This window comes from Streptomyces monomycini, from assembly GCF_022271435.1.
Taxonomy (GTDB): Bacteria; Actinomycetota; Actinomycetes; order Streptomycetales; family Streptomycetaceae; genus Streptomyces; species Streptomyces monomycini.
The window spans coordinates 100,765-120,283 of sequence record NZ_JAFIQY010000011.1 but is presented as its reverse complement, the minus strand read 5'-3'; the positions used below and the strand labels follow the sequence as shown (position 1 = coordinate 120,283).

The following is a 19,519-nucleotide window of genomic DNA, read 5'->3' as shown; positions in this document are numbered from 1 at the left end:
AACGCCCGAGAGGGCCGTGCGGGCGAACTGCGTGGATGCAGCGGTCCCCACGCCAGGTAGCGTGGTCGCCGAACACGCCAGGTCGAAGCAGCCGGCGTCACAGCACAGGGAAAGGTGCGAGGTAGGGGCCGATGCACATCGTCATCATGGGGTGCGGGCGGGTGGGTTCCGCGCTCGCACAGACCCTGGAGAGCCAGGGTCATACGATCGCGGTGGTCGACCAGGACCCGACCGCCTTCCGCCGTCTGGGCTCCGGCTTCGGCGGCCGCCGGGTCACCGGGGTCGGCTTCGACCAGGACACCCTGCGCGAAGCCGGGATCGAGGAGGCGGGCGCCTTCGCCGCCGTCAGCAGCGGCGACAACTCCAACATCATCGCGGCCCGGGTGGCCCGCGAGATGTTCGGCGTGGAGAACGTCGCGGCCCGGATCTACGACCCGCGCCGCGCCGAGGTCTACCAGCGCCTGGGCATCCCGACGGTCGCCACCGTGCGCTGGACCGCCGACCAGATGCTGCGCCGGCTGCTGCCCTCCGGGGCAGAGCCGCTGTGGCGCGACCCGAGCGGTGGCGTCCAGCTCGCCGAGGTGCACACCTCGGCGGCCTGGGTGGGCCACAAGATCAGTCAGCTCCAGGAGGAGACCGGCGTCCGCGTCGCCTTCCTCACCCGGCTGGGTGAGGCCATGCTGCCGACGTCGCAGACCGTGCTGCAGGAAGGCGACCTGGTGCACGTGATGATGCGCACCGACGAGGTCGAGAAGGTGGAAGCGGTGTTCGCCGAAGGGCCCGAGGAGGCGCACGCATGAGGGTCGCTATCGCGGGCGCGGGCGCGGTGGGCCGGTCCATCGCGGGCGAGCTGCTGGAGAACGGGCACGAGATCCTGCTCATCGACAAGGCGCCGACGGCGATCTCGGTCGAGCGGGTGCCGCTGGCGGAGTGGCTGCTGGCCGACGCCTGCGAGATCACTTCGCTGGACGAGGCCGCGCTGCAGCGCTGCAACGTCGTCATCGCGGCGACCGGCGACGACAAGGTCAACCTCGTCGTCTCGCTGCTCGCCAAGACCGAGTACGGCGTGCCGCGGGTGGTGGCCCGCGTCAACAACCCCAAGAACGAGTGGCTGTTCAACGAGGCCTGGGGCGTGGACGTCGCCGTCTCCACCCCGCGCCTGATGTCGGCGCTGGTCGAGGAGGCGGTGAGCGTCGGCGATCTCGTACGGCTGCTGCGCTTCAGCCACGGCGACGCCAACCTCGTCGAGCTGACGCTGCCCCCGGAGGCGGCGCTGGCCGGCACCCGGGTCGGGGACGTCGAGTGGCCGGAGGACACCTCGCTGGTCACGATCATCCGCGGCAACCGGGTGCTCACCCCCAACAAGGAGGACGCGCTGGAGGCGGGTGACGAGCTGCTGTTCGTCGCGGCCCAGTCGCGCGAGGAGCAGCTGGAGGACCTGCTGTCGGTACGCCGCGAGGCGTGACGGCGGGCGGTCCGCAGGACGGTACGGCGCAGGGCCGGGAACCTCTGGGGTTCCCGGCCCTGCGTCTTCGTACGGCCCTGCGCCTTCGTACGGCCTTGAGTCAGCGGCAGTCGGTACCGCGGGCCTCAGCCGCGGTGCTGCGGCGCCCGGCCCTGCTGCTCGGCGGCCAGCGCCTGCGGCGTGATGTCCGCGGCGAGGTCCGTGGCCACCCCGTCCAGGACGTCGCTCTCCCGCGCCTCGCGCCCGCGCCGCGCCTTCGCCTCCTCCTCGGCCTTCTCCTTGGCCTCCATCTCCACGAAGACGTCGATGGGCGCCGGTGCCTTCGCGAGGAACAGCCAGGTCAGCCAGACCGCCAGCAGGAACGGCGGGATCTTCAGCCCGATGAGCACCCAGCCCAGGTGCGTGGTGTCCGCCCACCAGTACAGCGGGAAGAGGACCGCGCACTTGGCCAGCAGGATCGCGCCCCAGGCGTAGCTGGCCTTGGCGTACGCCTTCTTGCGGCCCGGGTTGCGGGTGCGCCAGGAGAGGTTCTCCTTGAAGACCGGCCCCAGGATCAGGCCGATCAGCGGCGCTCCGGCCAGCGTGGTGACGATGTAGGCGACGCCCAGGCCCAGCGTGTAGAGCATGCCGGGCAGGTAGAAGTCCTTGGCGTTGCCGGTCATCATCGCGAAGACCACGCCGAAGGCCACCCCGAAGACGCCGCTGAAGGCGTGCTTGACGGTGTCCTTGCGCACCAGGCGGGCGACGGCCAGCACCAGCGAGACCGCCAGTGCGGCGATCGCCGAGATGTGCAGGTCCTTGTTGACCGTGTAGATCGTGACGAACAGCAGGCCGGGCAGCACGGTCTCGACCATGCCGCGCACGCCGCCGAAAGCCTCGAACAGGGCGGCCTCGGTGACGGCTCTCCCGTCCGCGGCGGTGTCCTGCTCCTGGGCCGGCTCGCCGGCCGGTCCGGTGGTTCGGTTCGGTCGGTCGTCAGACGTCACCGGCTACTCCTGTCCGAGTGGTCGGAGTTCGTATTTCGGATTGAACAGCACCCGGCGGCCGTGGCTCATGGAGATCCGGCCGGAGGCGATGAGCTTGCGGCCCGGCTCTATGCCGGTGATGGCACGCCGGCCGAGCCACACCACGTCCAGTGCGGCGGAGCCGTCGAACAGCTCCGCCTCCAGGGCGGGCACACCGGCGCGCGGCCGCAGCGTCACATGCCGCAGGGTGCCGGTGACCTTGACTATCTGCCGGTCGTCGCAGTCGCAGATGCGGGTACAGCCGGTGTTCTGCGCGTCCTGCTGCAGCTCGGCGGACTCCAGCTCCTCCTCGGAGGAGGACAGCCTGTCGAGCATCCGGCGGAAACGGCCTGCCGGCTTCTCGGATCGGGTCCCAGCGCTCATGAGGCCAGCGTACCGGTGCGCGGGGCCCTGGATCACGGCCCCGGACGACGCCGCACCGCCCGGCCTCCCGGGCTCGCGGTCACTGCTCGAAGCGGTAGCCCATGCCGGGCTCGGTGACGAAGTGCCGGGGGTGCGAGGGGTCGCTCTCCAGTTTGCGGCGCAGCTGTGCCATGTAGACCCGCAGGTAGTTGGTCTCGGTGCCGTACGAGGGCCCCCAGACCTCCTGGAGGAGCTGCTTCTGGCTGACGAGACGGCCCGTATTGCGGACCAGGACTTCCAGCAGATGCCACTCGGTCGGCGTAAGGCGCACGTCCCGGCCGTCCCGGTTGACCTTCTTCGCGGCCAGGTCGACGGTGAAGCCCTCGGTCTCCACGACCACCTCGTCCTCGGCGGGCCCGGTCGGCTCGGCCCGGCGCACCGCGGCCCGCAGTCTGGCCAGCAGCTCGTCCATCCCGAACGGCTTGGTGACGTAGTCGTCCGCCCCGGCGTCCAGCGCCTCGACCTTCTCGTCGGAGGTCTGCCGGGCGGAGAGCACCAGGATCGGCACCCGGGTCCAGCCGCGCAGCCCCTTGATCACCTCCACGCCGTCCATGTCGGGCAGCCCGAGGTCCAGGACGATCACGTCGGGGTGGCGGGCGGCGGCCAGCTTGAGGGCGGTGGCCCCGTCGGGGGCGGCGTCGACCTCGTACTTGCGCGCCTTCAGGTTGATCACGAGGGCCCGTACGATCTGCGGCTCGTCATCGACCACAAGCACCCGGTTCACTGTCGTTCTCCTCGTGGTGGGGAAACCCGCCGGGCCGTGCCCGCGGGGTGTCGGCTGGATGGCGGCTCCAGTGGGCCGGGGGGCGGCACGCGCGGTGCCGCCCCGGTGGCGGCGGGACGCCCGTTCACGTCGTCGCCTGGGCCGGGAGGTCGGGCTGTACCGGCGGTCCGCCGGGGGCGGCACGCAGCGTGAGGACCATGGTCATGCCGCCGCCGGGGGTGTCCTCGGCGGCGAGGGTGCCGCCCATCGCCTCGGCGAAGCCGCGGGCGACGGCGAGGCCCAGGCCCACGCCCGCGCCGCGCGGGGCGTCACCGTACCGCTGGAAGGGTTCGAAGATACGGTTCTTGGCGCTGTCCGGCACGCCCGGGCCGCGGTCGGCGATCCGCAGCTCGACACGGTCGCCGAGGGCGCTCGCGGAGACCAGGACGCGCTCGCCCTCCGGGCTGTACTTGACGCCGTTCTCGACCAGGTTGGCGACGGACCGCTCCAGCAGTCCCGGGTCCACGGCGACGATCGGCAGTTCCTCGGGAATGTCCAGGGTGACGCTGCCTTCGGGGACGCCGCCCAGCGCCATCGGCACCACCTCGTCCAGATCGATCTCGCGGATCAGCGGGGTGACCGTGCCGGTCTGCAGGCGGGACATGTCCAGCAGGTTGCCGACCAGGTGGTCCAGCCGGTCGGCGCCCGCCTCGATGCCCTCCAGCAGCTCCGCCTCGTCCTCCTCGGACCAGGCGACGTCGTCGGAGCGCAGCGAGGTCACCGACGCCTTGATGCTCGCCAGCGGCGTCCGCAGGTCGTGGCTGACGGCGGCCAGCAGCGCCGTCCGGATGCGGTTGCCCTCGGCCAGCTCGCGGGCCCGCTCCGCCTCGCCGACCAGCCGCTGGCGGTCCAGTACGACGGCGGCCTGCGCGGCGAAGGCGGCGAGCACCCGGCGGTCCTCGGCGGGCAGCACCCGGCCGGTCAGGGCCAGCGCCATGTGGTCGCCGACCGGCATGTCCACGTCCGCGTCCTCGGGCCGCATCAACGGCCTGGCCTGCGGGTCGCCCTCCGCCGCGCCGCCGACGCGGCCCGCGCAGGTCCACGGCTCGACGTCGCCGGCCCGCTCCAGCAGCGCGACCGATTCCATGCCGAACGTCTCCCGTACCCGTTCCAGCAGCGCGTCCAGCGTCGTCTCGCCGCGCAGCACGCTGCCCGCCAGGAAGGAGAGGATCTCCGACTCGGCACGCAGCCGCGCCGCCTGGTGGGTGCGGCGGGCGGCCAGGTCGACGACCGAGGCCACCGAGACGCCGACCGCGAAGAAGATCAGGATGGCGACGATGTTCTTGGGGTCGGCGATGGTGATCGAGTGGGTGGGCGGGGTGAAGTAGAAGTTCAGCAGCACGGACCCGACCGCGGCCGCGGCGAGCGCCGGCATCAGCCCGCCGAGCAGCGCGGCGGCGACGGTCAGGAAGAGGAAGAGCAGGACGTCGTTGGCCAGGCCGGGGCCGTTGTCGATGGCGGTGAGCAGCAGCGACAGCAGTACGGGCGCGACGGCGCCGACCAGCCACCCGGCGATGATCCGGGCCCGCCCGAGCCGGGCGCCGCGCGCCACCGGCAGCCCGCGCCCCTTGGCGACCTCGTCGTGCGTGACGATGTGGACGTCGAGGTCGGGCCCGGAGTCCCGGGCGACGGTGACGCCGACGCCCGGCCCGAACACGTACTGCCAGGTCTTGCGGCGGCTGGAGCCCAGCACGATCTGGGTGGCGTTGACCCCGCGCGCGAACTCCAGCAGCGCGTTCGGTATGTCGTCGCCGATGACGTGGTGGAACGTGCCGCCGAGATCCTCGACGAGGGTCCGCTGCACGGCGAGTTCCTTGGGCGAGGCGGAGGTCAGTCCGTCGCTGCGCGCGATGTAGACGGCGAGAACCTCGCTGCCCGAGCCCTTGGCCGCCATCCGGGAGGCGCGGCGGATGAGCGTACGCCCCTCGGGCCCGCCGGTGAGACCGACGACGATGCGTTCGCGCCCCGCCCAGATCTTGGAAACACTGTGCTCGGAACGGTACTGCTGCAGATATTCGTCCACCCGGTCGGCGACCCACAACAACGCGAGCTCCCGGAGAGCGGTCAGATTGCCCGGCCGGAAGTAGTTCGAGAGGGCGGCGTCCACCTTGTCCGGCTTGTAGATGTTGCCGTGCGCCATCCGGCGCCGGATCGCCTCGGGCGACATGTCGACCAGCTCGATCTGGTCGGCCCGGCGGACGATCTCGTCCGGCACGGTCTCGCGCTGCCGCACCCCCGTTATCGACTCGACGACGTCACCGAGCGATTCGAGGTGCTGGATGTTGACCGTCGAGATCACGTCGATCCCGGCCTCCAGCAGCTCCTCGACGTCCTGCCAGCGCTTGGTGTTGCGGGAACCCGGCACGTTCGTGTGCGCGAGCTCGTCGACGAGGGCCACCGCGGGCGCGCGGCGCAGCACCGCGTCCACGTCCATCTCGGTGAAGACCGAGCCCCGGTACTCCAGCTCCGCGCGCCGGGTCTGCTCCAGACCGTGCAGCATGACTTCCGTGCGGGGCCGGCCGTGGTGCTCGACGAACGCCACCACGGCGTCCGTGCCGCGCTCCACCCTCCGGTGCGCCTCGGACAGCATCGAGTACGTCTTGCCGACGCCCGGTGCAGCGCCGAGATAGATCCGTAGCTTGCCGCGTGCCATGGCCCCATTGTCTTACGTGAAGGCCGCCCCCACCGGGCTGAACCTGAGCCGACCCTACCGACCCCACACCCGCACAAAAGCCGCAGGTGACGGGTGGGGAGCAGGTCTTGACGCGACTCTGATACGGGGGTGGGGGCGGACGCCGGGCCGGGACCGTACCGACGCCCGGCCCGTGCCGTGCCGCCGCCTGCCCGCCCACGGGCTGAGCAGTCCGACGGCGACCACCAGGACCCTGACCATGCTGACGGCCGTGTTCGCGGCGTCCGGACCGCCCGAACTCCCGATCGCCGCCGGCCCCCGGGCTCCGGAGGCCAGGACCACGAGACCGGGCCGCGGCGGTGACGTGCCGTGGCAGACGCCGGCCTTCAGCCCACTCCGTGTTCGTCGGGCCCTCTGCCCCATGAAGGGAACAACGAGTCAGCAGACCCGGTCATCACAGGGCCTAACCCTCTGGGTAGAAGAGGAACAGCGTGCAGCCGGTGGCGGTCGAGGGCACATGCCACGACCCGGCCGGGGCGTGCAGGAACGCACCGGCAGGGTAGTCGCGCGCTCCGTCGTTGAAGGTGCCGGCGACCACGTACACCTCCTCCGGGCCCGGCTCGTGGACATCGCGGTGCGGCCAGGAGGTGCCCGCCTCCATCTCCAGCACGTTGGCGTGCGCGCCGTCCGGTCCCCGCCACAGGGGACGCAGTCGGATCCCGGGGAACAGCTCATGGACCGGGGCTTCGTCGACAGAGGTGGAGGTGTAACCCTCCTGCGCAAGGATCTCAGGATGCATGCCTGCAACGATGCCGTGCGCGGGCCGGGGCGGGCAGAGACCGCCATGACGTCCTAGGGTACTTTCCTGCCATGCATCGCGTGGTGGCTCTGGTACAGCCGGTGCAGTCGGTCTTCGAACTCGGCTGCGCCATCGAGGTCTTCGGCACGAAGCGGCCCGGGGTGCCGCAGCACTACACGTTCGAAACGTGCACGGAGACGCCCGGCCCCGTGCCGACCACGGGCGGGTATGCGATGACCGTGTCGCAGGGCCTCTCGGCGCTCAAGACCGCGGACACCGTGATCATCCCGGGCTGGCTCCCGGTGGAAAAGCCGCCCTCCGACCTCGTGTGCCGGGCCCTGCTGCGGGCGCACGCGCGCGGGGCCCGGCTGGTCACGATCTGCTCCGGGGTTTTCGCGCTGGCCCGCGTCGGACTGCTGGACGGCCGCTCGGCCACCACACACTGGGCGCGCGCCGAGCAACTGCGGCGTGAGTTTCCCGGGGTGCGCGTGGAACCGGACAGCCTCTACGTGGATCACGGTGACGTCGCCACCAGCGCCGGCGCGGGCGCCGGGTTCGACCTGTGCCTGCATCTCGTCCAGAAGGACCACGGGGCCGCGTACGCCGCTGCGCTCAAGCGGCACATGGTGCTGCCGCCACACCGCGAGGCCGGCCAAGTACCGTACACGCCGCCTCCACCGCCCGGGCACGCGCTCGACGGCCTGCTCACATGGGCCGACGAGCGCCTCGGCACACCGCTGTCGGTGGATGACCTGGCCGCGTACCTCGGCGTTTCGTCCCGCACCCTGGCACGACGCTTCGCCGACCGGCTCGACACCAGCCCGGGTGCATGGTTGCTCTCCCGTCGCGTGGCCGCGGCACGCACCCTGCTGGAGGAGACGGAATTGCCGGTCGAGGCGATCGCAGCCCGCGTCGGTCTCTCCTCCGCGGTCAACCTGCGCCGCCGCTTCCGTTCTGCGACAGGCACGACCCCGGGGGCCTACCGGCGGGCGTTCCGGGTCCCGTGATCCGCCGGACAGGCCACAGGTGCAAGGGGGCGAGGCGCTCGGCCGTCTCACCCCCCCGGGCCGCGAGGCAACCGCCACGAGCGGTTCGGTCGCGGTTCCCGTTCCGCGCCCGAGTGCGGTGGCGGGCCTCCGGGCCGGACGTACGGCTGGTCGGGCGGATGCGACGGGGCTGCGGGTGTGCTCACGGAGCCGTCCCGTCACGATGGGGCAGTACATGACAACGCACCCGGGACCGCGCCACCTGCCCCCTCCGCCCCTGGCTGGCTCTCCCCCGCCAGCTCCACGATCATGGCAGCCATGACCGACGCACGCACCCACCTGGCCCACACAGCGGAACTCGACGCCCGTACCCGCGCCGCGGCCAAGGCACTCCTCCACGACGTCTTCGAGGGCGACATGACCGAGGAGGACTGGGACCACGCACTGGGCGGCGTGCACGCCCTGGTGTGGGAGGGCGACGAGCTGATCGGCCACGCCTCCGTCGTACAACGCCAGATGCTGCACGCCGGCCGCCCCCTGCGCTGCGGCTACGTCGAGGGCGTAGGCGTCCGCGCGGACCGGCGCGGCCGGGGCCACGGCGCCGCCATGATGACGGCCCTGGAACGGGTCGTACGCACCGCCTACGACCTGGGCGCCCTCAGCGCCTCCGAAGGCGCCGCCGACTTCTACGCGGCCCGCGGCTGGCACCTCTGGCAGGGCCCGTCCGCCGTCCTCTCCCCCACCGGCCTGCGCCCCACGAAGGAGGAGGACGGCGCCATCCACGTCCTCCGGACCGAGGTCCCGCTGGATCTCACGGGGCAACTGGCTTGCGACTGGCGGAGTGGGGATGTCTGGTAGGCGGTGCCGGGGGTGGGGTGGGGCGCCTGGCGGCGGCTCCCGGCCGGCCTGCGGCCCGAGTGCTGATCCGGGTTCTTGCCGACAGCCGACTGGAGTCGCGCTCTTCATGCGCGGACCACGTTCCTGGTGACGCCCGCGATCACCGTCGTGGCCAGGACCCACCCCGCCAGCACAGCCGCCCAGGCCACCCACTGCCCCACCCCCTGAGGGGTGAACGCACGTTGCTGCCCCAGGTCGAGCACCGGCAGGAACACATCCGCCGCGTAGGCCGGTGCGGAGAAGTGCGGAGCGCCCTCTTCGGTGGCGCGCTTCGGTGGATGGATCGCGAAGAAGACGGCCGTTGCCGCGATTCCGCTCCCGAGCCAGCCGAGCGCGCGCAGCGGACGGTACCCGTAACCGACCGTTACGTCCTGCAGATGCCCCCACAGTTTCGCCGGCAGACGCAGCGTCTCCCGCCGGTGCCGCTGTTTCGCCAGCAGTACGGTGCGGGCGTCCTCGTCGTGTCCGATGCGCCGGTAATAGGCGGCCAGTTGCTCGTAACACCATGGCTGGTAACCAGTCCGGCCGCGCCGGATCCACGTGATGCGTTCCCGGGCAGGCCGGTACGGGGTGAGCACGACGTATCGGGCTCGGTCCAGGTCGAGGTGTTCCGGCTGGAAGCCGCCATCGTCATGGATCACCTCGACGGTGGTCCCCGACAGTGAGACAACGCCGGGGGCGGACCGGAGCCGGTCGAGGAAGAACGCGCGCACCTGAGCATCCGTGCAGGTGAGCGCCCCGGGCTCGGCGTCACTCAGGTCGGCTCCCCGGAAGGAGAGCCGGCCCTCGACGCGGCAGCCCGACAGCTCGACACCACCGACCGCGCTGAACCCGTCGCCGCATGTGAGATCTCCTGCCACCGTCATGTGCGGCGCTCTGAGCGCGGCACTTCGACGGTTGACGAGCCTGCCGCCTTGCAACTCGACGCCGGCTCCGATCCTCGCGCCGTACAGGTTCACGCCACCCTCGGCCACCATGCCGCCACGACTGTAGAGCCCGCCTCCGACCTTCACGTTGGGAGCATTGAGCGCCCACCCGTCGGTGTTCGTCAATCGGGTCGCATTCAACCAGAACTGTCCGCCGACTTCCGCCCCGAACACGTTGACGCCACCCATGAACACCGCGTTGCGGCACGTCAGGTCCGACGCGACGACGAGGTTGGGGGCTCGGAGGGCGAATCCGCGTGAGTTGACGAGCCTGGCACCGTCCAGGTCGAAACCCGCCCCTACCGAGGCGCCGTACACGTTCACACCACCGTGCGCCGTGAAACCGCCGCCGCAGTACAGGCCCCCCGACACCACCATGTCCGGCGCGTCGAGGGCGTACCCGTCAGCGCGGGTGAGCCGGGCCCCGACCAGCCACAGCCGGCCCTCCACACGTGCCCCGAAGAGGCCGAGTCCGCCCGCGGTGACGTGGCTGAGTACCAGGTCGCCGCGGATGAGCACACCGTAAGCGTCCACCCCGGGTATCCGTGAGCCTCGCAACGACAGGGAGAACACCTCGGCGTGGGCCATGTCCACGGGCTCGTCGAAGGAGCAGTTCTCAAGGAGCAGCGAGCATTCGGTCCTGAGGTGCCGTAAGCAGAGGGTTCCCGTGATCCTTGCCCCGTTCAGGCACAGGGCGGTTACCCCTCCGGACGCCTCGGGCACGCCGCGAAGCAGTGCGGTGAGTGCCGCAGCCCGGACGCGGCGCTCAGGCCCCCACTCGGCCGCCCGCCGTACATCGGTGTGCGCGTCACGGCCTTCCGCCAGATCGAGTCGGCCACCCTCGTTGAAGGCTGCCCACAGCAGGCGCTCAGGCGGGCTCAGGTCTTCCGGTACGCGCATCCAGGCTCCTTCACCATCGGTTCCCGACCCCGTACAGCCGTACAGGAAAAAAGCGGGGGCCGGCCCCTGAATGAAGGATTCAGGGGCCGGCCGGACAGATCGGGGCAGCGGCGAGATCAGGACGCGCCGAGCAGTTCCTTCACCCCCACGTTCAACCGCAGCACATTCACCCGAGGCTCCCCCATGAATCCCAGCACCCGCCCCTCCGTCGTGTCCTTCACCAGGCGTTCGACCTTCGCGCGGTCCAGGTGGTTCTCCTTCGCCACCCGGGTGATCTGGAGTTCCGCGTACGCCGGGGAGATGTCCGGGTCGAGGCCGGAGCCGGAGGAGGTGACGGCGTCGGCCGGGACCTTCGATTCGGGGACGCCGTACGTCTCGGCGACCCACTTCTTGCGTTCCTTGACGGCGGCGATCAGGTCGGTGTTGGTGGCGCCCTGGTTGGTGGCGCCGGAGACCTGGAGGTCGTACTGGGGGTTGACGCCGTTGGTCTTGTTGCTGCCCAGGCCGGCGGACGGGCGGGGCTGGAAGTAGCGCAGGTCGGGGATCGGGTTGCCCTTGGCGTCGGTGCCCTTGTCGTAGCGCTGGCCGAGGAGTTCGGAGCCGACGACCTTGCCGTCCTGCCGTACCTCGGAGCCGTTGGCCTTGTCGTGGAAGGCGGCCTGGGCGACGCCGGTGACCACCAGGGGGTAGAGCACGCCGCAGACCACGGTCAGGACGAGCAGGGCGCGCAGGCCGGCGCCGAGGAGGCGGGCGGTGTTGCGTACCGAGTTGTTCATGAGGATGTCACCCGATCCCGGGGATCGCAGAGATGAGCAGGTCGATGAGTTTGATGCCGATGAAGGGGGCGATCAGGCCGCCGAGTCCGTAGATGCCGAGGTTGCGGCGGAGCATCCGGTCGGCGCTCACCGGGCGGTAGCGCACGCCCTTGAGGGCCAGCGGTACGAGCGCGACGATGATCAGTGCGTTGAAGATGATCGCGGACAGGATCGCGGTCTGTGAGCTGTGCAGCCGCATGATGTTGAGGGTGTCCAGGCCCGGGTAGGCCACCGCGAACATCGCCGGGATGATCGCGAAGTACTTCGCGACGTCGTTGGCGATCGAGAAGGTGGTCAGCGCGCCCCGGGTGATCAGCAGCTGCTTGCCGATCTCGACGATCTCGATGAGCTTGGTCGGGTTGGAGTCCAGGTCCACCATGTTCCCGGCCTCCTTGGCGGCGGAGGTGCCGGTGTTCATGGCCACGCCGACGTCCGCCTGGGCCAGGGCCGGCGCGTCGTTGGTGCCGTCGCCGGTCATGGCGACGAGTTTGCCGCCCGCCTGCTCGCGCTTGATCAGGGCCATCTTGTCCTCGGGAGTGGCCTCCGCGAGGAAGTCGTCCACGCCCGCCTCGTCGGCGATGGCCTTGGCCGTCAGCGGGTTGTCGCCCGTGATCATGACGGTCTTGATGCCCATCTTGCGCAGCTCGACGAAGCGTTCGCGCATGCCGTCCTTGACGACGTCCTTGAGGTGGATGACGCCGAGCACCCGGGCGCCCCGCTCGTCCTCCAGGGCGACCAGCAACGGCGTGCCGCCGGCCTCGGAGATGTCGTTGGCCAGCCGGTCGGCGTCGTCGGGGACGGTGCCGCCCTGCTCCCGTACCCAGGCGATGACCGAACCGGTCGCGCCCTTGCGGACCTTGCGTACGGCGCCGTGCTCGGTCACGTCCACGCCCGACATACGGGTCTGGGCGGTGAAGGGCACCCACTCGGCGTCGGCCAGTTCGCCCTGGTGGCGTTCGCGCAGGCCGTACTTCTCCTTGGCCAGGACGACGATGGAACGGCCTTCGGGGGTCTCGTCGGCGAGCGAGGACAACTGGGCGGCGTCCGCCACCTCGGCCTCGGTCACGCCCTTGACGGGGACGAACTCGGCGGCCTGGCGGTTGCCGAGGGTGATGGTGCCGGTCTTGTCGAGCAGCAGCGTGGAGACGTCGCCGGCGGCCTCGACGGCGCGCCCGGACATCGCCAGTACGTTGCGCTGGACCAGCCGGTCCATGCCCGCGATGCCGATGGCCGACAGCAGCGCGCCGATCGTCGTCGGGATCAGGCAGACCAGCAGCGCCAGCAGGACGATCATGGGCTGCTCGGCGCCCGCGTAGATCGCGAACGGCTGGAGGGTGACCACGGCCAGCAGGAAGACGATGGTCAGCGAGGCGAGCAGGATGTTCAGCGCGATCTCGTTCGGCGTCTTCTGCCGGGCGGCGCCCTCGACCAGGTTGATCATCCGGTCGATGAAGGTCTCGCCGGGCTTCGTCGTGATCTTGATGACGATGCGGTCGGAGAGCACCTTCGTACCGCCGGTCACCGCGGACCGGTCGCCGCCGGACTCGCGGATGACCGGGGCCGACTCGCCCGTGATGGCGGACTCGTCGACCGACGCGACGCCTTCGACCACGTCCCCGTCGCCCGGGATGATGTCGCCGGCCTCGCAGACGACGAGGTCGCCGATGCGCAGCTCCGTGCCGGGCACCCGCTCCTCGGCCGAGCCGTTGAGCCGCCGGGCCACGGTGTCGGTCTTGGCCTTGCGCAGCGTGTCCGCCTGGGCCTTGCCGCGGCCCTCGGCGACCGCCTCCGCCAGGTTGGCGAAGATCACGGTGAGCCAGAGCCAGACGGCGATGGCCCAGCCGAACCAGTCCGAAGGAGACGCCACGGCGAAGCAGGTGGTCAGGACCGATCCGACCTCGACCACGAACATCACCGGGGACTTGATCATCACCCGGGGGTCCAGCTTGCGCAGCGCGTCCGGCAGCGACTTGACCAACTGCTTCGGGTCGAAGAGGCCGCCGCCGACGCGGCCGCCGTCCGGCGGGTGCCCGCCGGGTACGTCCTGGTGGGGCGCGCGGGTCGGGGTCGTGGTGGACACGGAGCGGCGCTCCTCTTGCTGCACGTCGTTCACGTCATTTACGTCGGTGGTCATGACAACCCCTCCGCGATCGGGCCGAGGGCCAGCGCCGGGAAGTACGTCAGGCCGGTGATGATGAGGATCGTGCCGACCAGCAGCCCCGCGAAGAGCGGCTTCTCGGTACGGAGCGTGCCCGCCGTCTCGGGGACCGGCTGCTGCTCGGCGAGCGAGCCGGCCAGGGCGAGGACGAACACCATCGGCAGGAAGCGGCCCAGCAGCATCGCCAGTCCGATCGTGGTGTTGTACCAGGGGGTGTTGGCGTTCAGGCCGCCGAAGGCCGAGCCGTTGTTGTTGGCGCCGGAGGTGAACGCGTACAGCACCTCGGAGAAGCCGTGCGGACCGGCGCCCAGCGCCTTGGTGTTGAGCATCGAGCCCAGCGCGTCCGGCAGCACCATCGAGGCGGCGGTGAAGCCGAGCACCAGGGTCGGGGTGACGAGGATGTAGCAGGCCGCGAGCTTGATCTGGCGGGTGCCGAGCTTCTTGCCCAGGTACTCGGGGGTGCGGCCCACCATCAGCCCCGCGAGGAACACCGCGATCACGGCCATCACGAGCATGCCGTACAGGCCGGAGCCGACGCCGCCGGGCGCGATCTCGCCGAGCATCATGCCCAGCAGCTGGATGCCGCCGCCGAAGGCCGTGAAGGAGTCGTGGAAGCCGTCCACGGCGCCGGTCGAGGTGAGGGTGGTGGCGACCGAGAAGATCGACGAGCCGCCGATGCCGAAGCGGTTCTCCTTGCCCTCCATCGCCGCGCCGGCCGCCTGGAGCGCCGGGCCGCCGTGCGCGAACTCGGTCCACATCATCAGGGCGGTGAAGCCGAGCCAGATGACGCCCATCGTGGCCAGGATCGCGTAGCCCTGCCGTACGTTGCCGACGAGCCGGCCGAAGGTACGGGTCAGCGCGAGCGGGATGACCAGGATGAGGAAGACCTCGAAGAGGTTGGTGAAGCCGTTCGGGTTCTCGAAGGGGTGGGCCGAGTTGGCGTTGAAGTAGCCGCCGCCGTTGGTGCCCAGCTCCTTGATGACCTCCTGGGAGGCGACCGCCCCGCCGTTGGTCTGCTGGGTGCCGCCCAGGAACTGCCCGACCCCGTGGATGCCGGAGAAGTTCTGGATCGCGCCGCACGCGACGAGGACGAGCGCGCCGACGACGGCGATCGGTATCAGGATGCGCACGGTGCCGCGCACCAGGTCGGCCCAGAAGTTGCCCAGGTCGCCGGTACGGGTGCGGGCGAAGCCGCGGACGAGGGCGATCGCGACGGCCATGCCGGTCGCGGCCGAGACGAAGTTCTGCACCGCCAGGCCGGCCGTCTGCACGACGTGGCCCATGGCCTGTTCACCGCTGTACGACTGCCAGTTGGTGTTCGCGACGAACGACGCCGCCGTGTTGAACGCCTGGTCCGGGCTGATCGACGCGAAGCCGAGCGACAGCGGCAGACCGCCCTGGAGGCGCTGCAGCAGATAGAGGAAGAGCACACCGGCGAGCGAGAAGGCCAGAACCCCGCGCAGGTACGCGGGCCAGCGCATCTGCGCGTCCGGGTCGGCACCGATGCAGCGGTAGATCACCTTTTCGACGCGCAGGTGCTTGCGCGAGCTGTACATGGCGGCCATGTGGTCGCCGAGGGGACGGTACGCCAGGGCGAGCGCCGCGACGAGCGCGGTGAGCTGGAGCACGCCGGCCAGGATGGGGCTCATCGGGACGCTCAGAACCTCTCCGGGAAGACGAGGGCGAGGACCAGGTAGCCGAGCAGGGCGATCGCGACGACCAGCCCGACGACGTTCTCGACGGTCACAGCCTCGTCACCCCCTTGGCGACGAGGGCCACCAGCGCGAAGACCGCGAGCATGGTGACGACGAAGGCCACGTCGGCCATCGGGTGCTCCTAGTGGGTTCGGTTGAACGGACACCTAGAGCAAACCGCCAACATGACCGTTTCCGACCGCCGTTGACGCCTCCCTTACGGCCATTAGCGCACCGTTGACGATTCTCATACGCTTACCGATCTGACCTGCGGAAACGGTGATGGGCCGCACCCCGTCGAAAGGGAGTACGGCCCATCGGGGCGCGGGTTTCGAGCCGATCGGGCGCTCTGGGAGGAGCGCCGGTGGCGGCACTGGTCAGGAGGACCAGAGCGACCGCATCAGTTCGCGGCGCTCCGCCGGAGCCTCGGCCCGCACAAAAGCCCCCGAGGTGTTCCGGTGGATGCAGTCGATGCCGTAGCGATGCAGGAGAGCGAGGTCTGTGCGCGCCGGCAGGGACGGGAGCAGAGTACTCAGGCGATCGGGCGGCGCCGGGCAGTACGGCGCGTAGTCCAGCAGCTGACCGAGCGCCTGGCGGACGCACTGGTGCGAGGCGTCGCTCTTGGCCTCGATGAGCTCAGCGCCTTCGGCATCGTCGAGGTAGAGATCGCTGATGCCCGACCGGCAGTAGAAGCGGTCCGCTGGTCCTCGCCCGCAGGACGCGAGGTGCTCCCGGTAGGCAGCCACCAGCCGGGCTTCCCGGCGGTCGACGACGATGAGCCGCCCGGTCCTCCGGTACGTGGTCGAGGAGGTGCGCAGTTCCTCCGCCGCAGCCCGGCGGACGGCTTCGCGGGCCTCGTCCGCGGTCGGTGCGGGGACCGTTTCCGCGCAAGCCCGGCTGAAGAACAGACCAGAAGTGATCATGAAGGCGTCCAGAACGGACTGCGCCTTGTCACCGCGCAGGACCTTCAGTCCCGGGTGGGTGTGGTGCGGCTGGTAACCGAGCACGGCGTTCAGTTCGGTGTACGGGATGTCCACCTCGGCCAGGTCCAGCACGGTGTAGATGGTGTGCCAGCTGGGGCCGCCCCGCGTCGGAGGCCATAAGAGGTCGGCCAGTTCGGCGTTGCGGAAGATCGTCCCGATCTCCCCCACCGCCCGCACCTTGTTCTGCCCGGTGAACAACACGATGTCGCCGGGCACGACATCGTGCAGCTTCGTATCGTGCTTGGGCACCGCGCCCCAGAAACACGCCGTGCCGTCCGGATGGGCAGCCTGCAGCCGGGTGCGCTGATCTGCGGTCAGCGCATCGGCGTACTTGTCGTCGGTGAAGGCCACGGGCTGATCGACGGTGTCGGTCCAGTGGCGACGTGTCGCTGGACTCCCGTAGGAAGGCGATATGAGAACGCGCACGGAAGTGCTTCCTCCGATTCACGGTCCGGGAGGGCAGGCGAGCACCGCCCTCGAATCGGAGGAAGCGTGGCACACCGGGACCGTCCGCCCCGTAGCGGGAGTGCTCCGGCGGGCCGTTACGCACGTCGCTCCCGCAACCGCGAGGGTTACGGGAGCGAGGTGAAGGGGCGTCGGAAGACGCCGCACGTCAGCGGATCTCGGTGATTTCCGGGCCGCGTTCCAGCCGTTCGACGCCGCCGCCGAAGCGGGAGGTTTCCGCGGGCTCCTGCTGGACGCCGTCGGGGACCATCTGGGCGTCGTCGGGGAGCTTGAGGACGATCGGGTCGCGAGGGGCCATGGGGGCCTCGCCGCGGACGACCACGGTGTCCTTGAAGATGTGCTCCAGGATGCCGGCCGCCTCGGGCTGGACCGCGCCCTGGCCGGAGATGACGCCGCGCAGGAACCAGCGCGGGCCGTCGACGCCGACGAAGCGCACGACCTGGACGCCGTTGGTGCCGTCCGGGAGCTGTACGGGGACCTGCGCGCGCAGTTCCCAGCCCAGCGGGCCCTCGACCTCGTCGATGACGCCGCCCTGCTGGGTGATCCCGACGCCGATCTCCTCGCGGACCTCGCCCCAGATGCCCTCCTTCTTGGGCGCGGCGAACGCCTGGAGCTGCACGGCGCTGTCCTGGAGGACCACGGTCGCCGCGACGATCGCGTCGCCCGCGACCTCCACCCGCAGCTCCATGCCCTCGACGCCGGGCACGAACATGCCGCCCAGGTCCACCCGGCCCTCGGCGGCGTCCGTGACCTCGGAGAGGTCCCAGGGGCCGTCGGGACGGGGGGCCGGGGGCAGGTTCACCCGCTGCTCCTCGCCGGACCCGGCACCCTCGTCCGCAAAGGTCTCGTCCGAGGCCGTCTCGTCGGCGGCTTCCGCTGCTGGGACCGACTCTGCGGGAGCCTCGTTCTTCTTGCGACGACCGAACACGTCACTGTCCTTCCCGGTCGGCACCGACCGATGCGTATCCATTCCCACCCGTGGAGCCGTCCACCGCCGCATGACCGCCGGTGGAACCGAATCCCCCCTCGGCCCGCGCCGAGCCGGGAAGTTCCGCCACCTCGTGGAAGCGCACCTTCTCGACCTGCTGGACGACCAGTTGGGCGATCCGGTCGAACCTCTCGAACCGCACACTCTCGCGCGGGTCCAGATTGACCACGATCACCTTGATTTCCCCACGGTACCCGGCATCCACCGTCCCGGGGGCATTCACCAGCGCCACTCCGCACCGGGCGGCCAGGCCCGAGCGGGGGTGCACGAACGCCGCATACCCGTCGGGCAGGGCGAGGGACACTCCGGTGGGGAGCACCGTCCGCTCCCCCGGCGCGAGTTCCGCCGCCTCGGTGGTCACCAGGTCGGCGCCCGCGTCACCGGGATGACCGTAGGCGGGAATCGGCACCTCCGGGTCCAGACGCCGGATCAGCACATCCACCGGATTGCGTACCTGACTCACGGGTTCACCTCAAAAGCACGAGCTCGTCTGACCTGGTCCGGATCGGCCATCGCGGCCTGGATCTCGGCCGGCCTTCCGTTGTCGATGAAGTGGTCGACCTTGACCTCGACGAAGACGGCGTCGGCGCGCACCGCGACCGGTCCTTCGGGTCCGCCGATCCGGCCCACCGCCGTCGAGTAGATCTTCCGGCCGTGGACGGCGGTTATCTCCGCGTCCAGGTGCAGCACCGTGCCGACCGGTACGGGCCGCAGGAAGTCGGTCTCCAGCCGGCCGGTCACCGCGATCACCCGGAGCAGCCAGTTCAGCGAACCCAGCGTCTCGTCCAGAGCGGTGGCCAGCACCCCGCCGTGCGCGAGGCCGGGAGCGCCCTGGTGGGCCTCCTTGACCGTGAACTCGGCGGTCACCCGCACGCCGTCCTCGGCGCGGGCCTGCAGCTGCAGGCCGTGGGCCTGCGCCGCGCCGCAGCCGAAGCAGTGGTCGTAGTGCGCGCCGAGGAGTTCTCCGGGCGCGGGGGCGTCGGGGTGCCGCACCGGGGCGACGGCGTCGGCCGGTGGCGTCAGCCGCGTCGGGGCCTTGTCGGTTCCACTCACGAGTGCAGACCCTACCCGCGCGCGTAACCGGCCCGCGCCGCCGTGCCAAGCTGGAGCCATGCAGTCGTACGAAGAACGCCTCACCGCGCCCCGCTCCTGGTGGGTGATCGCCGGCCTGATCGGCGTGGCCTGCGCCCTGATGCTGCTCCCGCTGGGCACGCTGCCGATGCTCGGCGGGCTGATCGGCGGCGCGGCACTGTCCGCGGTGGCGGTCAGCTCGTACGGCTCGGTACGGATCCGCGTCGTGGGTGACTCGCTGATCGCGGGCGACGCCCGGATCCCGGTGGCGGCGCTGGGCGAGGCCCGGGCGCTGGACCCCGAGGAGGCGGTGGCGTGGCGTACGCACAAGGCCGACACCCGCGCCTTCATGCTGCTGCGCAGCTACATCCGCACCGCTGTGCGGGTGGAGATCACGGACCCGGCGGACCCGACTCCGTACGCGTACCTCTCGACCCGTGAGCCGGAGCGCCTGGTGGCCGCGCTGGCGGCCGTACGGACCTGAACCGACCCCGGGGGGCTCGCCGGGCCAGGCAGGGCGCCGTCGGGCGGCACAGGGGCCTTCCCGAGG

General features: G+C 70.8%; 19 protein-coding genes. 5 read left to right on the top strand and 14 right to left on the bottom strand.

From position 1 onward, the window contains the following. Positions 1 to 131: 131 nt before the first annotated feature. Positions 132 to 800, top strand: a complete 669-nt coding sequence (locus tag JXZ78_RS15890; RefSeq protein ID WP_030021241.1) for a potassium channel family protein — start codon at positions 132 to 134, stop codon at positions 798 to 800. After that, positions 797 to 1,465, top strand: a complete 669-nt coding sequence (locus JXZ78_RS15885) for a potassium channel family protein (RefSeq protein WP_030021240.1) — start codon at positions 797 to 799, stop codon at positions 1,463 to 1,465. Before JXZ78_RS15890 ends, JXZ78_RS15885 begins: the two co-directional genes overlap by 4 nt. 125 nt (positions 1,466 to 1,590) lie before the next feature. Here the strand turns inward: JXZ78_RS15885 and JXZ78_RS15880 are convergent, their stop codons facing one another. From JXZ78_RS15880 to JXZ78_RS15860, 5 genes are all read right to left on the bottom strand, one after another. Then, on the bottom strand, positions 1,591 to 2,451 hold the full coding sequence (locus tag JXZ78_RS15880) for a DUF3159 domain-containing protein (protein ID WP_030021239.1): 861 nt from the start codon (positions 2,449 to 2,451) through the stop codon (positions 1,591 to 1,593). A gap of 3 nt (positions 2,452 to 2,454) precedes the next feature. Continuing rightward, positions 2,455 to 2,853, bottom strand: a complete 399-nt coding sequence (locus JXZ78_RS15875) for an OB-fold nucleic acid binding domain-containing protein (RefSeq protein WP_073760467.1) — start codon at positions 2,851 to 2,853, stop codon at positions 2,455 to 2,457. A 79-nt stretch (positions 2,854 to 2,932) separates the two neighbouring features. Beyond that, positions 2,933 to 3,616, bottom strand: coding sequence for a response regulator (locus JXZ78_RS15870; RefSeq protein ID WP_030021237.1), 684 nt, complete (start codon positions 3,614 to 3,616; stop codon positions 2,933 to 2,935). Between the two features lie 124 nt (positions 3,617 to 3,740). Beyond that, positions 3,741 to 6,308, bottom strand: a complete 2,568-nt coding sequence (locus JXZ78_RS15865) for a DUF4118 domain-containing protein (protein WP_030021236.1) — start codon at positions 6,306 to 6,308, stop codon at positions 3,741 to 3,743. Between the two features lie 442 nt (positions 6,309 to 6,750). Beyond that, positions 6,751 to 7,086 carry a cupin domain-containing protein gene (locus JXZ78_RS15860; RefSeq protein ID WP_030021235.1) on the bottom strand — a complete coding sequence of 112 codons (336 nt, stop codon included), beginning with the start codon at positions 7,084 to 7,086 and terminating at the stop codon, positions 6,751 to 6,753. Between the two features lie 71 nt (positions 7,087 to 7,157). Between JXZ78_RS15860 and JXZ78_RS15855 the strand changes: the two genes are divergently transcribed. Both JXZ78_RS15855 and JXZ78_RS15850 read left to right on the top strand, forming a co-directional pair. Beyond that, entirely contained in the window at positions 7,158 to 8,093 is a 936-nt protein-coding gene (locus JXZ78_RS15855) for a GlxA family transcriptional regulator (RefSeq protein WP_030021234.1), read from the top strand. A 297-nt stretch (positions 8,094 to 8,390) separates the two neighbouring features. Then, the gene (locus JXZ78_RS15850; RefSeq protein WP_030021233.1) at positions 8,391 to 8,930 is read left to right on the top strand and encodes a GNAT family N-acetyltransferase; all 540 of its coding nucleotides are present in this window, start codon (positions 8,391 to 8,393) and stop codon (positions 8,928 to 8,930) included. Between the two features lie 104 nt (positions 8,931 to 9,034). On the opposite strand, the gene JXZ78_RS15845 is transcribed toward JXZ78_RS15850, so the two are convergent. From JXZ78_RS15845 to JXZ78_RS15805, 9 genes are all read right to left on the bottom strand, one after another. Then, entirely contained in the window at positions 9,035 to 10,345 is a 1,311-nt protein-coding gene (locus JXZ78_RS15845; protein WP_157851623.1) for a hypothetical protein, read from the bottom strand. 566 nt (positions 10,346 to 10,911) lie between these two features. Further along, a complete protein-coding gene (gene kdpC, locus JXZ78_RS15840; RefSeq protein ID WP_030021231.1) occupies positions 10,912 to 11,571 on the bottom strand; it encodes a potassium-transporting ATPase subunit KdpC in 660 nt (219 codons plus the stop codon). Between the two features lie 7 nt (positions 11,572 to 11,578). Continuing rightward, positions 11,579 to 13,744 carry a potassium-transporting ATPase subunit KdpB gene (gene kdpB / locus JXZ78_RS15835; protein ID WP_030021230.1) on the bottom strand — a complete coding sequence of 722 codons (2,166 nt, stop codon included), beginning with the start codon at positions 13,742 to 13,744 and terminating at the stop codon, positions 11,579 to 11,581. Beyond that, a complete protein-coding gene (gene kdpA, locus JXZ78_RS15830) occupies positions 13,741 to 15,417 on the bottom strand; it encodes a potassium-transporting ATPase subunit KdpA (protein ID WP_030021229.1) in 1,677 nt (558 codons plus the stop codon). The genes kdpB and kdpA overlap by 4 nt, the downstream gene beginning before the upstream one ends. An 8-nt stretch (positions 15,418 to 15,425) precedes the next feature. Next, complete coding sequence (gene kdpF, locus JXZ78_RS15825) at positions 15,426 to 15,515, bottom strand: K(+)-transporting ATPase subunit F (RefSeq protein WP_032928585.1); 90 nt, start codon at positions 15,513 to 15,515, stop codon at positions 15,426 to 15,428. Between the two features lie 324 nt (positions 15,516 to 15,839). Beyond that, complete coding sequence (locus JXZ78_RS15820) at positions 15,840 to 16,871, bottom strand: hypothetical protein (RefSeq protein WP_238783138.1); 1,032 nt, start codon at positions 16,869 to 16,871, stop codon at positions 15,840 to 15,842. A 187-nt stretch (positions 16,872 to 17,058) separates the two neighbouring features. Next, on the bottom strand, positions 17,059 to 17,838 hold the full coding sequence (locus JXZ78_RS15815) for a DUF3710 domain-containing protein (protein WP_030021227.1): 780 nt from the start codon (positions 17,836 to 17,838) through the stop codon (positions 17,059 to 17,061). 1 nt (position 17,839) lies between these two features. Beyond that, positions 17,840 to 18,361, bottom strand: coding sequence for a dUTP diphosphatase (dut, locus tag JXZ78_RS15810; RefSeq protein WP_030021226.1), 522 nt, complete (start codon positions 18,359 to 18,361; stop codon positions 17,840 to 17,842). Then, positions 18,358 to 18,951: a PaaI family thioesterase gene (locus JXZ78_RS15805; RefSeq protein ID WP_030021225.1), complete on the bottom strand. Its 594-nt coding sequence runs from the start codon at positions 18,949 to 18,951 to the stop codon at positions 18,358 to 18,360. Before JXZ78_RS15805 ends, dut begins: the two co-directional genes overlap by 4 nt. Positions 18,952 to 19,009: 58 nt before the next feature. Here JXZ78_RS15805 and JXZ78_RS15800 point away from each other — a divergent pair, with 58 nt between their 5' ends. Next, positions 19,010 to 19,453, top strand: a complete 444-nt coding sequence (locus tag JXZ78_RS15800) for a DUF3093 domain-containing protein (protein ID WP_030021224.1) — start codon at positions 19,010 to 19,012, stop codon at positions 19,451 to 19,453. The last annotated feature ends 66 nt before the right edge of the window (positions 19,454 to 19,519 follow it).